This is a genomic window from Siccirubricoccus sp. G192 (assembly GCF_019084075.1).
GTDB lineage: Bacteria > Pseudomonadota > Alphaproteobacteria > Acetobacterales > Acetobacteraceae > G192.
This window is the reverse complement of the sequence record NZ_JAHREN010000002.1, coordinates 157598-169379: the sequence shown is the minus strand read 5'-3', so window position 1 is coordinate 169379 and position 11782 is coordinate 157598. Positions and strand designations below refer to the sequence as shown.

The window sequence follows — 11782 nt, the reverse complement described above, 5'->3', positions numbered from 1 at the left end:
GCGCTTCAGCGTGGCTCTATGTGTCCCTCCAGGAAGCCGAGCACGGGCGTGTGACCCTGGCCCGCCGCCATCTGGCCGAGCCAGAACGCAGCAGCCCCAAGACATACAAGGAGCGTGGCGAGGGCAAACGTCAGAAGTCGTCCGCGTGAACGACGCCGCCTCGCGTCCGCTACCCTTGCCACTTCGTCTACCCAACGGCTGCCTCGGTCCCGCAAAATCGGTCCGGGGTCCGCTGCGACGTCCCGCCTGATCATGTTTATGATGGCGTCGACATCAACCTGCGCGACGGGCTCTCCACGCTTCAGGCGCGCCATCACAAGCGTACTCAGCTGCCACCCAGCGGCCATTGCGGCCAGCGCCGGCAGTCTCTCCGCGACGGCATCGACCACCGATGCAACGGCCGGGGAATAGGCCGGCAGCATGCCGGCTATGTCTCGGCGGGCAGCGGCAAGATCCTCGCGGAGCCGGGCCTCGCGGCGAAGGGCCTCTTGGTAATTCTCTGCGGCCGCAACGGTCGTTGGTGGTCGGTCGACCGGACCTCCGTCGGGCACAACGAGCCCGCTGGCTATTAGGACGGCCAGCATCTCGTCGACTGCACCCGGCTCGGCCGGGCGTCTCTGGTTCTCGCCATTCCGGTCGGTGCCAGGACCAGAAGGACGGGCGGCTTCGGACTTAGACATTGGTTGGGAACCTCCTCATGCGTCCTCCGCCGCGCCGTGCGGGGAGGGCACCAGGTGCCTCCCCACACGGCGGGCGGAGGGCGCTGAGCGCCGGCCGCACACTCCTCACCGCATCATCACCTGTCCCCATCGGCACGCCGGGGGGCCTTCCAACGATTGTGGCGGGAACGTCAGCCTGCGCGATGACGCCGGGGCTCCCTTAGCCCCGCGGCACGGCCTGCGGCGTGGCCGATCAGTGCCATCAGTGCCGCCGGCACGACGCCCCACAGCAGGAAGCCAAACGTTGCGTCCAGGCTGGCCGGATGCTGGGTCAAAAGCCAGAATCCGAAGCAAAGCAGGGCAAGGCCCATGCAGAGCCCGGCGGCGAGCGCGAGCGCGGCATAGGCAAGGCCGATGACGGCGCACAGGAAGAACGCCAAAAAGCCGAGCGCGCCCCAAACTGGCGCCAGAAGGAATTCGCGCATGGTCGGCTCCGCCTCCAGTACCATCGGAATCACCCGTCGATGTCCTATGATGGCGAAATGCGTAGCGTTTGTATAGAGGAATTCTTTACGTGACCCGTGAGGGCAAGACGGCCCAGGTCAATCTCAGGCTCCAGCCAAGTCTGAAGGCCGCCGCCGAGCGCGCAGCCGCCGATGACCGCAGATCCTTGACTTCGCTGATCGAGCACCTTCTCGACCAGCATCTTCGTGCGCGTGGCTACCTGCCGGAGTCGAGGGATGACGGCACTGCGCCGCGGCCAGCCTCGTCGTAAATCTAAATGGCGCATCCGCTAAATGAGCACGACATTTGGTGGAGCCACGACGCCGAGACGGCGCGGCGTGCGGTGGCGCGCTCGACGGCCTGCTCGATCTCGGCCCAGGCCTCGAACCACCGCCCCTTGAGGGCCAGCGAGCGCAGCACCTTCCTCCACGGCTTGATGAGGTTGAGGTCGGCCGCGTAATCCGGCTGGAACACGAACTCCCAGTGCGGGTGGGTCGGAGTAAACAGCAGCATGTCCATGCCGCTGTGGATGTTGGCATTATCAACCACGGTGTAGGCCCGCTCGGCCGCGGTGCTCGAGCGCCGCCGCCGGGTGCCCACCAGCTCGGCGTTGGTGCAGGGAGCCGGGTCGGGTGGTCCAGCGGCAGCCGAGCGGTTACGCTCTCGGGTATGCCCTTCAAGCACAACGCCGCCCGCCGCTACCGCATCCCAAGGGGCCGCTACCGGGTCCAGAACTGGCCAGCCTACGAGGCCGGGCTACGGCGGCGTGGTGACCTGACGCTCTGGCTCGATGAGGATGCCATGACCGGGTGGCAAGCGCCACGGCGGACCACGCCGGGCGGCCAGGCCTGGTACTCGGACGCGGCGATCGAGTTGGTGCTCATGCTGCGGCTCGTCTTCCACCTTGCCCTGCGCCAGGCTGAGGGCTTCACCATGAGCGTGCTGCGGCTGCTTGGGCAGGCGCTGCGCGTCCCGGACCACACGACCTTGAGCCGGCGTAGCCGCAGCTTCGCCGGGCGGCAGCCGAAGGTCGTCCCGGACGGCCCGCTGCACCTGGTGATCGACAGCACCGGCCTGAAGTTGTTCGGCCAGGGCGAGTGGGATGAGGAGAAGCACGGCCGGACGCGCCGGTCCTGGCGCAAGCTGCATCTTGCCCTGGACGCCGGCACCGGCGAGATCGTCGCCTGCCTGCTGACCGACAACGCCGCCGATGATGCCAGTCAGGTGCCGGCGCTGCTCGAGGGGACCGAGAGCGAAATCGCATCGGTGACGGCGGACGGCGCGTACGACGGCGAGCCGGTGTACCAGGCAATTGCGAACCACCAGCCCGATCCGATGCCCGAGGTCGTCATCCCGCCACGTGCGTCGGCCGTGCCGGGCACGGAGGACCCCGAGGCGCAGAGCCAACGCGATCGCCACATCCGGCTCATCGCCGAGAAGGGCCGCATGGCTTGGCAGAAAGCGACCGGCTACGGCCGGCGCAGCCTCGCGGAGACCGCGGTCGGCAGATACAAGGCGATCATCGGACCGAAGCTGCGCGCCCGCATCTTGCCGGCCCAGCAAGGTGAAGTCGCCGTTGCCGCCGAGGTGCTCAACCGCATGATCCGGGTTGCGAAGCCCGTTTCCATTCGCGCCGTGTAATCCCGCGGGGGACGGGGCCAGTACCGTCTGTTCACACGCATCCATGCACCAGCGCCCCGACGGCTGCCCCGGGCTGCGGCGCATCCTCCTCAGGGCTGGCGTCGATGGGCTGCCGATTCTCGATTGGTTTCACCTCGGCATGCGGCTGCAGCACCTGACCCAGATTGCCGGAGGTCTGCCACCCGACGGCCCGGAGCGCGCGGCCGCGAAGGCGGTGATCGTCGAGGCGCTGACCGAGGGCACGGCCAACTTCCTGGTTAACCGCCGGATGGCCAAGTCGCAGCAGATGCGTTGGTCGCGGCGCGGCGCCGACCTGCTGCTCCAGGTCCGCTGCGCCGTCTACAATGGCACGCTCGGCACCGGCCTCGGACATCGCTTCCACGCCGCCAACGACATGCTCCCGCGAGTGACCGTCGCAGCCTGACCTCAACTTTGCGGCAGTCCCGTCGGCCTGCGGCCTTGGTCGGTTACGGCACCCGCCGCGACATCATCCAGGGTGGGGAGCATGGGCACCAGCGAGGTGATCCTTCCGCGCCCTCAAGTCTAAGATCCCGGGAGATCTTTGTCTCATCGTCATTGGCACGGAGGGGCAGCGCATCCGCTGCCAGGATCCCGCGCTCCGGGTGCCTGCTCCCCACGCTCCTACCGCGGTCCCACACGGGCTGGGCTTCGGGCTGACCCAGTAGCATTCCGCCTCGGCAATACGCTCGCCTTGCTCTGGATCAAATGATCCCTATATGTTGGATCAATTGAGATGGAGGCTGCCATGGAAGTTCAAGAAATTGCGCGGGTCCTGGGTGGCGGGGCTGTCCTGGGACACCCGCCGGGAAGCCTTGCCGATCTTCGCCACGACATCGAGGCCGGTCTGCCGGTGGAGGCCCTTGAGGAGGTAGCAGCCCACGTCCACGACCACCCAGCCGATCGCCGGTCCCTAATGCTCCGCGTGGTGCCGGAGGGCTCCTTGAAGCGCCGAGCCAAGGTTGGTCGCCTGTCGCCTTCGGAAAGCGAGCGCACTGCCCGCCTCGCACACATTATCGCTCATGCCGAGCATGTGTGGCGCGACCCGACCAAGGCCCGCGCATTCCTGACCACGCCGCACCCCGAGCTGGGCGACCGCACGCCGATCGAGGTTTCAGTGGACGAATTCGGCGCCCGCCAAGTGGAGGCCATCCTCGACGGCATCCTCTACGGACTCCCGGCATAGGCATCGCTGCCGCGCATGCCGTCTCGTCCCTCAGGCCCTCTGCTCGCCTTCCGCATCGCGGACGACCGCTTTCCGCTTCTCGATGGCACAGGCGCCTTCCGGACAGGAGGGCGCTGGAACAGTCGCGGCCGGCGGGTGATCTACGCTGGTCTGGGCTTCTCGGTGGCGCTGCTGGAGAAGCTCGTCCGCACCCGCATCGGCAGCGTCCCCTCAGGCCAGCAGTTCGCCGAGATCCTCATCCCCGGACACGTCCCGATAGAGCAAGTCGGGCCCGAGGATGTACCCGGCTGGGACGCGCCCGGATACGGCGCCAGCCAAGCCTACGGCGATCCGTGGTACGACTCTGGCCGGACCGCCGTGCTTATCGTCCCGTCCCTGCCGGCAATGGGCTACGACCGCAATGTGCTCATCAATCAGATGCACCCGGCCTTCAGCGAGTTGCGCACATCCCAGCCCCGCCCGATGATCTGGGACGCACGCCTGTTTGGCGGTCGCTGAGGTTTTGTCAGAGCTCACGCCAAACGTGACGTCTCGAGTTGGACGGTAAGTTTCGTCTAGGGTGAATCGGCTGGCCAGGGAGGATGGGGCTTGGAACAGCGATTGCACCGAATCGAGGTCATGACACGCGGGCGAGGCCTTGTGGCAATCACCGATCAGGTTTGCGACTGGTCAAGCGCCCAGGGGATCGCCACTGGCCTGCTGACCATCTGGTGTCGGCACACCTCGGCCTCCCTGCTGGTTCAGGAGAGCGCCTCCCCAGACGTCCAGGCTGACTTGGAAGCCTTTCTCCGGCACCTCGTGCCCGATGGCGGCAACGGCCGATACCGGCACGAGGACGAGGGGCCGGACGATATGCCGGCCCATATCCGCGCCGCGCTGACCCAGACCCAGCTCTCAATCCCGCTCGCCGAAGGCAGACCGGTGCTCGGGACCTGGCAGGGCATCTACCTCTATGAGCACCGAACTAGCCCGCACCGGCACGAACTCGTGCTGCATCTGCTGGGCGAAGGTGCTGCGTGACCTGGCTGCTGCTGCTCATCGTCTGGCTCTGCTGGGGCCTCAGCTACCCTTTTATGGCCTGGACGCTGGAAGCGGTGGACCTGATCACTGCCCGCTTGCTGGCCAATGTCGGTGCCGGAGCGCTCCTGCTGCTGCTCTGCCTGCGGGCCCCGGGCCGGCACATCCTGCCCCACCGCGAAGAGTGGTGTGGCGTGCTCGCGCTCAGCCTGCTGATCATGGTAGTCTTCCCCTTCGCGCTGATCGCCGGCGTCATGCTGGTCGGGCCGGGGCAGACGGCCATCCTGAACTACACCATGCCGCTCTGGGCTTCGCTGCTCGCGGTGCCGGTGCTGGGCGAGCGGCTGGACCGCCGCACCCTGATGGCACTCGGCCTTGGGCTCGCTGCCGTGCTGCTGGTGCTGGCCGGTACCGCGGGGGCCGAGGGCCCGAGCGGCCTCGGCGTGACGCTGGGCCTGGCTGCGGGCGCCACCTTCGGCGCCGGCACGGTGCTCAGTAAGAAGTTGCGCTTCCGCAGCCCCGTGCTGCTGATCACGGCTTGGCAACTGCTGCTGGGAACGCCGCCGGCCTTTGCGGTGTGGCTGCTGCTGTACGACTATACCTACCTGCACCCGGACGCGGGGCGCGGACTGTTCGGCCTGTTCTACATGGTTGTCTTCGCCAATGCCCTCGCCTACGCCGCGTGGTTCCCCGTGCTGGGGCGGCTGAAGGCCAGCGTCGCCAGCCTCTCCCTGCTGGTGGTGCCCTGCCTTGGTGTTGCCAGCAGCGCGTTGCTCGTACAGCGCCAGATCGGCTCCTTCGACGTGGCGGCCCTGATCTGTGTGCTGGGCGCAATCGCTCTTGTGGTCCAGCGGCCGGCGGAGCCGCCAGCGGCAGAGGAAACGCGCCGGCAGACCGGCTGAGACGGTGCCAGTGGTACTCGCCAGGCGGAAGAGTCCCGTCAGGATCGCGGATCTGGCCAGCGACTCAGGGCTTCAACGGGTATCAAACGTCAAGCCCGTAAGCTGCGCCGGCGGCGGTCAAGGCCGGGCGACACCTGGCATCGGAATGAGCTGTATCTGCGTCAGCGTCAGCCCATTGCGGCGGGTTGACGTTCTGCCTTGAAGTTCCGTACGCGTCATGACGACCCCACGGCATTCAATGCTTGACGCGGGTGGGGCGGATCCGGGTGCGGCGGGCGGCTACGAGGTGTGCTGGCGCCAGTAGGCGCGGATGGCGCGGACGGCCTCTGGGATGTGGTGGTAGGCCTGGGCGGCGTGCGCCAGCTTGTCTGGTTGGCCGCGGAGCATTTGCTCGACCTGCTCGGTGGCGTCGCAGGTGATGATGGGCAGCATGAGCCCGACATGGTCGTCGCGCTCGAGCATGGGCCGCCAGGCGTCCGGCCAGCGCTTGACCGCGAACATGAAGCCGGCGGCCCAGGGTTGGGCGATGACGGTGCCGTTGGTGGTGCGGAGGTAGAGCGGCTGCCAGCGCCGGCCGCCATCGAGTGCGAGCATGCGGCGTACCGCGTCGTGGTGCTCGAGCACGGCCTGGACGGCGCCGAGGCCCGTCGGGGTGGTGGGCAGGCTGGGGCCGAAGATCACCCGCAGCCAGGCCGCGGTCTCGATGTGCTCCGGGCCGGCCAGGAGCGCGGCGCAGAAGCCGTCGATGGAGGTCACGGTCCAGTTGCGCTGGGCGATGTCGGGCTGGCCCGCGAGCCAGGTGTCGAGGTCATCGAGCGAGAGGGCCGGGACGCGGCCGCGGCGCCGGCTCATGCCGCGGCGGCGTGCTGGGCCTCGCGCCAGGTCCAGGGCAGCAGGGTGTGCAATGCCTTGCTGCTGACCTCGCCACGGACCATGCGCTCCAGTACGTCGGTGAGCCAGGCCTGCGGGTTGACGCCGTTCAGGATGGCGGTGCGGACCAGGGTGGTGGCGATGGCCCAGTTGTCACCCCCTCCCTCGCTGCCGGCGAAGAGTGCCGCGCGGCGCGTCTTGGCCACCGGCCGGATCTCCCGCTCGATACTGTTCGTGTCCATCTCCAGGGTGCCATCCTCGAGGTAGCGGCACAGCCCGTCCCAGTGCCGCAGCCCGTAGCGGATCGCGCCGGCCAGGGCCGAGCCTTGGCTGACCAGGTCCAGCTGCGCCTCCAGCCAGGGGCGGAGCGCCTGGACCAGCGGCGCGCTGCGGGCCTGGCGCTCCGCTCGCCGCACCTCGGGCGGCTGGCCCCGGATCTCGCGCTCGATGCCGTACAGCGCGCCAATGCGCAGCAGGGCCTCGGCGGCGAGCGGCGAGCCATTGTGGGCGTGGATCTTGTGGAAGCGTCGACGGAAATGGCTCCAGCAGAAGGCGAGCGTGACCGCATCGTCGCGGCGCCCGGCGGTGAGCGTGCGGAAGCCGCGGTAGCCGTCCACCTGCAGGGTGCCGCGGAACCGGGCCAGGTGGGCGGCCGGCCGGGCCGCCTTGCGGTCGCGGGCGTAGACATAGGCCACCGCCGGCGGTCCTTGCCCGCACGAGGCACGGTCGTCGGCCGCGTAGCACCAGAGCCGGCCCACCCGCGTCCGGCCGAGGCCGCGCTCCAGGGTGGGCAGCGGCGTGTCGTCGGCGAACACCCTGGCATGCCCGACTACATGGGCGAGGATGAGGTCCCGCAGCGGCCGCAGCCACCAGCAGGCCTGGCCGACCCAGTCGCACAGGGTGGCGCGGTCGAGCTGGATGCCCTGCCGGGCGAGGATCTGGCACTGCCGGTGGAGCGGGATGCCGTCGCCGTACTTGGCCATCAGCACCTGGACCAGCAGTGCCTCGGTGGGCAGGCCGCCGGTGACGATGCGCGCCGGCGCCGGCTGCTGGTGCACGCCGGCCTCCTCACACCGCCGGCAGGCATAGCGGGGCCGGACGGTCACCAGCACCCGGAGCTGGGCGGGCACGACGTCGAGCCGCTCGGCCGTGTCGGCGCCGATCCGCCGCATCTCCTCGCGGCAGCACGGGCAGCGGCGGTCGGCAAGCTCCAGCACCTGCTCGATCCGCTCGAGGTGCGCCGGCAGGCGGCCGCGGTTGCGGCGCCGCTCGGCATGCGGCTTGCGGCCGCGCGGGGCTGGGTTGTCGTTGCTCGCCGGCGGTGGCGCCGGCGCCCCGCTGAGCGCCAGGGCCAGCTGGCCGGGGTCGACGCGCTCTGCGCTCTGACCGAAGCGGGTCCGGCGCAGGTCTTGGATGATCTGCTCCAGTGCTGCGATGCGCGCCTCGGCCGCGGCGAGCGCGGCGCGCAGCTGCGCGACCTTCTCCGCTGCATCGCCGGTGCTGCTGGCATGATCATCGGGCACGCCGGAATCGTCGCCGATGTGCCCGCGCCGAGCCAAGCGAAAGCAGCGCCGCGCGCGATCACGCTGCTGTTGGTCGCCACTCCCGCTGCGCCGTCCGCCACTCCAGGCCTTCGAGCAGCAAAGAAGCCTGCGCCGGGGAGAGCGTGACAGACCCGGTCGGTGTCATCGGCCAGGCAAACGCGCCGTGCTCGAGCCGGCGCACCAGCAGACTGAGCGCGACCCCGTCATGCCAGAGCGCCTTGAGCAGCCGAGCTCGGCGGCCTCTGAAAAGATAGACCGCGCCGTCGAACGGATTGGCACCGAGCGACTGCTGCACGAGCGCGGATAGGCGATCCATTCCCGCCCTCATGTCGGTCACGCCGCAGGCCAGGTAGACGCGCGTGCCAGGAGGTGGCCCGATCATCGCGCCCTCACTGCCGCCAGCACGCGCCGCAGCGCGGCCTCGTTCACGTCCCGCCCGGCCCGCACCGTCGCGCCGCAGGGCAGGGCGACTTCGATCCGCCCAGGGTCGTGGGCGCCCGCCTTGGCCGGCACCTCTGGCGGTGCCGCAACCGGCTCCGGCTCAGCCATCGCCGGTGGTGGCGTCACCGTCAGCTCCGCGAAGGCAGGCACCGGCATGGCGCCGAGCTCGCCCTGCCGCATCTGCCTGCGCCAGGTGTAGATCAGCCCCGTGCCGATGCCCCAGCGTCGGGCCACCTCAGTGACCAGTGCCCCGGGCTGCATCGCCTCCAGCACAACGAGGTGTTTCTGCGCATCCGACCATATCCGGCGCCGCTCGCCGCGGGTCACAACCTCCACCACCTCGCTGCGAGTACTCTTACGCGCACTTATGTGGACGGCCCGGGGCCCGCAATGGTGTTGTGCAGCCCTGTTCCGGTTCGATTCCCTTGCGCGTACGACAGCGTTGCCGATCGCGCGGCGATGTGCCAGGCACAAGTTTCGCCCGCACGGCTTTGCGCGCTTCCCGCAGTCTGGTGTCGGCAGTCGATGCCGTGCGTGATAGCGAGGGATCCGGTCAGGAGCGCCCTTATGTCCGGCCTGTCGTGCGGCCTGCGCCGCTGGCCATCATGGGTGTGCGCGTGCGTGTCAGGCACCAATCTCGTAAGCGCGCTCAAGGCGCATTCGCGTAACCGGTATTGCCTGAACCGTCGTACGACCGACAGCCCTTCCCATCACGCTGTTCAGCAAATCCTGCCGGATAACCGGGCCAGCCGCCCGGATGTCTCCCGCCCAGTCGGACAGTTCACCCTACGGCACAGGCCGGGGCAGAACGCCCGCTCGGGCGGTAGACTTCTTTGCGCGCCATCAGCGCCCAGGCGATGCGCGCCATCTTGTTGGCGAGAGCCACCGTCACAAGTCGCACGGGACGACGCTCCAGCAGTCCTCGCACCCAGGCACCTGCGGCGCTATTCCACGCCCCTGCCCGGTGCGTCATCGAGGTAGCGCCGAGCACCAGCAGCCTCCGAATCTCCCGGTTGCCCGCTTTCGTGATCCGGCCGAGCCGGGTCTTGCCACCAGTGGAGAACTGGCGGGGCACCAATCCGAGCCAGGCTGCGAAGTGTCGTGCGTCCCTGAAGTTCTGGATACCCTCGCCAACCGTCCCAGTGATCAGCGAGGCGGTGATCGGTCCGACCCCGGGGATCGTGGCCAGGCGGCGAGCCACTTCGTTCTCTCGTGCGTCCGCGACGATCTCCGCTTCCAGCTCCACAATGCGCTCCGCCGTCGCGCGAAACTGCGCGAGCAGCCCGGCGAACACCCGCCGCGCTGACCCCGGCACGGCCTCATCGTTCTCTACCAACGCCACGAGTTCCTCGAGCTTCCACTTACCCTTCGGCTGGACAAGTCCGAACTCGGCAGCGAGACCCCGCATGGCGTTGGCCAGCATAGTCTGCTGCTTGACAAGCAGGGTGCGTGCCGAGTGCAGGGTGAGCACAGCCTGCTGCTCCGCGCTTTTCACGGCAACGAACTTGACGTCAGGCCGCATCGCGGCTGTGCAGATCGCCGCAGCGTCAGCAGCGTCGTTCTTCTTTCCCCGCTTGACGAAGGGCCTGACTGCTTCTGGGGCGATCAGCTTCACCTCGTAGCCGAGCTGGCCCAAAACCCGAGCCCAGTGATGGGCCGAGCCGCATGCCTCCATGACTACCGTACAGCGCGGCTGCTGCTCGAAAAAGGCGACGAGCTCGCGCCGCTGCAGCTTACGCTTGAGCTCCACCTTGCCCCCCCTTGTCCACGCCATGGATTTGGAAGACAGATTTGGCGGTATCGAGGCCGATCATGGTAACCGTCATAGTGGGCGGCTCCTCCTGCAGGTTCACACGACCCGCATCCTGGCACATCGATGCCGTGGGGGGCCGTCCACCCCATCTCGTATGAGTACTCGTGGCCTCAGTCTCCGCCTCCATGTCCGCCTCCGTCAGCCAGAGACCGACAACACGGCCCTATCGCCGAGGCGTTTCGCTAGGTGGGGCGGCCACGGCGCGTACGTCATAGCCGAGTTCCTCGCCTGCGGTGCCGAGCAGGGTCAGCAGGGCGATGCTGAAGGCGGCGATCAGCCAGAGGCGGTCGCGGCGGGCCGGGGAGCTGAGGTGGATCTCGCCCATGCCCATGCCGAAGCGCGGATCCTTGGCATCTCTGAACCCGCACTCGATGCCCCAGCGCCGGGCGTAGAGCTTGATGAGGTCGGCGGGTGGCAGGTCGGTGCTGCTGGCCAGGCACCAGGGCTCCTTCATGTCCTTGGCCTGCACGCAGAGGACGGCGGGGACGGGGTAGGCGTCGGCGGTGACGGTGGCACCGCGCAGGATGCGTGCGCGGCCGCCCTTGCCGAGCCAGTCAGCAGCGTGCCGGGCCTCGCCGTCGGCGGCGGTGACCGTGATGTTGCCGCGGAAGCGGATGGCGAAGTCGAACTTCAGCTCTTCGGTCAGCAGCCGGTAGAGCTTGCGGTCGCCAAAGCCGCGGTCGGCAACGAGGCAGACCTTGATTCCGACGGGCAGCGCCTCGGCCAGGCGGACCAGCGCCTGGTACTCGTAACCGTTGCGGCGGTCCTTCAAGGTCGCCGTCTCGACGCTCAACCAGAACAGCGGTGTGGCCCGACCATGGCGGCAGAGCAGCGAGAGCATCAGCGTGGCCTGGCCGTCGGCGGCGAACTCGGTCCAGTCCATCGCCACGGTGATCGCCGGACGCTGGCCGATCACATGGCGGACCCAGTGCGGCAGCAGGGCGTCGACGTCGATGCCCGGGTTGGACAGCAGGCGGTCGACTTGCTTGACGGCATGCTTGGTCTTCAGGCCGCGCGCCAATGCCAAGCCCTGGCCGATCAGCGACACCGCCAGCGAGCAGCTCCGCATTACCCCCAGCGTGGCGCCCGCCAGGGACTGCACGCGCTTGGCATGCAGGTCCTGGCCGAACACGCCTCCGAGGAACTGCTCCACCGTCGCCACGGAGATCTGCTTGCTCCGCATCGCG

General features: G+C 68.7%; 16 protein-coding genes and 1 pseudogene. 7 read left to right on the top strand and 10 right to left on the bottom strand.

Annotation, left to right across the window (positions count from 1 at the left end; translation table 11 throughout):
* Positions 1-5 precede the first annotated feature (5 nt).
* Both KSF81_RS27400 and KSF81_RS27395 read right to left on the bottom strand, forming a co-directional pair.
* Positions 6-680: a hypothetical protein gene (locus tag KSF81_RS27400; RefSeq protein WP_217382037.1), complete on the bottom strand. Its 675-nt coding sequence runs from the start codon at positions 678-680 to the stop codon at positions 6-8.
* A 170-nt stretch (positions 681-850) separates the two neighbouring features.
* Positions 851-1144, bottom strand: a complete 294-nt coding sequence (locus KSF81_RS27395; RefSeq protein ID WP_217382036.1) for a hypothetical protein — start codon at positions 1142-1144, stop codon at positions 851-853.
* A gap of 89 nt (positions 1145-1233) precedes the next feature.
* Here KSF81_RS27395 and KSF81_RS27390 point away from each other — a divergent pair, with 89 nt between their 5' ends.
* A complete protein-coding gene (locus tag KSF81_RS27390; RefSeq protein ID WP_217382035.1) occupies positions 1234-1434 on the top strand; it encodes a hypothetical protein in 201 nt (66 codons plus the stop codon).
* Positions 1435-1436: 2 nt separating this feature from the next.
* On the opposite strand, the gene KSF81_RS27385 is transcribed toward KSF81_RS27390, so the two are convergent.
* The gene (locus KSF81_RS27385; RefSeq protein ID WP_217382034.1) at positions 1437-1763 is read right to left on the bottom strand and encodes a hypothetical protein; all 327 of its coding nucleotides are present in this window, start codon (positions 1761-1763) and stop codon (positions 1437-1439) included.
* A 69-nt stretch (positions 1764-1832) separates the two neighbouring features.
* Here KSF81_RS27385 and KSF81_RS27380 point away from each other — a divergent pair, with 69 nt between their 5' ends.
* The gene (locus KSF81_RS27380) at positions 1833-2804 is read left to right on the top strand and encodes an IS5 family transposase (RefSeq protein ID WP_217382033.1); all 972 of its coding nucleotides are present in this window, start codon (positions 1833-1835) and stop codon (positions 2802-2804) included.
* A gap of 43 nt (positions 2805-2847) precedes the next feature.
* A complete protein-coding gene (locus KSF81_RS32570) occupies positions 2848-3228 on the top strand; it encodes a hypothetical protein (protein WP_217382137.1) in 381 nt (126 codons plus the stop codon).
* A 321-nt stretch (positions 3229-3549) separates the two neighbouring features.
* Here the strand turns inward: KSF81_RS32570 and KSF81_RS31715 are convergent, their stop codons facing one another.
* Positions 3550-3717: a hypothetical protein gene (locus tag KSF81_RS31715; RefSeq protein ID WP_309139783.1), complete on the bottom strand. Its 168-nt coding sequence runs from the start codon at positions 3715-3717 to the stop codon at positions 3550-3552.
* Between KSF81_RS31715 and KSF81_RS27370 the strand changes: the two genes are divergently transcribed.
* The 4 genes from KSF81_RS27370 to KSF81_RS27355 all read left to right on the top strand — a co-directional run bounded on the left by KSF81_RS27370 (position 3658) and on the right by KSF81_RS27355 (position 5927).
* Positions 3658-4008, top strand: a complete 351-nt coding sequence (locus KSF81_RS27370) for an antitoxin Xre/MbcA/ParS toxin-binding domain-containing protein (protein ID WP_309139782.1) — start codon at positions 3658-3660, stop codon at positions 4006-4008. The two genes, KSF81_RS31715 and KSF81_RS27370, sit on opposite strands and share 60 nt — an antisense overlap.
* Positions 4009-4023: 15 nt before the next feature.
* Positions 4024-4506: an RES family NAD+ phosphorylase gene (locus KSF81_RS27365; RefSeq protein WP_217382032.1), complete on the top strand. Its 483-nt coding sequence runs from the start codon at positions 4024-4026 to the stop codon at positions 4504-4506.
* Positions 4507-4596: 90 nt separating this feature from the next.
* Entirely contained in the window at positions 4597-5028 is a 432-nt protein-coding gene (locus KSF81_RS27360) for a secondary thiamine-phosphate synthase enzyme YjbQ (protein ID WP_217382031.1), read from the top strand.
* A complete protein-coding gene (locus KSF81_RS27355; protein ID WP_217382030.1) occupies positions 5025-5927 on the top strand; it encodes a DMT family transporter in 903 nt (300 codons plus the stop codon). The genes KSF81_RS27360 and KSF81_RS27355 overlap by 4 nt, the downstream gene beginning before the upstream one ends.
* Positions 5928-6206: 279 nt before the next feature.
* Here the strand turns inward: KSF81_RS27355 and KSF81_RS27350 are convergent, their stop codons facing one another.
* The 6 genes and pseudogenes from KSF81_RS27350 to KSF81_RS27325 all read right to left on the bottom strand — a co-directional run bounded on the left by KSF81_RS27350 (position 6207) and on the right by KSF81_RS27325 (position 11778).
* A complete protein-coding gene (locus tag KSF81_RS27350; RefSeq protein ID WP_217382029.1) occupies positions 6207-6779 on the bottom strand; it encodes a YecA family protein in 573 nt (190 codons plus the stop codon).
* Complete coding sequence (gene tnpC, locus KSF81_RS27345; RefSeq protein WP_217382028.1) at positions 6776-8320, bottom strand: IS66 family transposase; 1545 nt, start codon at positions 8318-8320, stop codon at positions 6776-6778. Before tnpC ends, KSF81_RS27350 begins: the two co-directional genes overlap by 4 nt.
* Positions 8321-8378: 58 nt before the next feature.
* Positions 8379-8723: an IS66 family insertion sequence element accessory protein TnpB gene (gene tnpB, locus KSF81_RS27340; RefSeq protein ID WP_217382027.1), complete on the bottom strand. Its 345-nt coding sequence runs from the start codon at positions 8721-8723 to the stop codon at positions 8379-8381.
* The gene (tnpA, locus tag KSF81_RS31080; protein ID WP_217382026.1) at positions 8720-9118 is read right to left on the bottom strand and encodes an IS66-like element accessory protein TnpA; all 399 of its coding nucleotides are present in this window, start codon (positions 9116-9118) and stop codon (positions 8720-8722) included. Before tnpA ends, tnpB begins: the two co-directional genes overlap by 4 nt.
* Before the next feature lie 445 nt (positions 9119-9563).
* A pseudogene (locus KSF81_RS27330) lies at positions 9564-10608 on the bottom strand (IS110 family transposase).
* A gap of 150 nt (positions 10609-10758) precedes the next feature.
* Positions 10759-11778, bottom strand: coding sequence for an IS4 family transposase (locus KSF81_RS27325; protein ID WP_217382025.1), 1020 nt, complete (start codon positions 11776-11778; stop codon positions 10759-10761).
* Positions 11779-11782 lie beyond the last annotated feature (4 nt).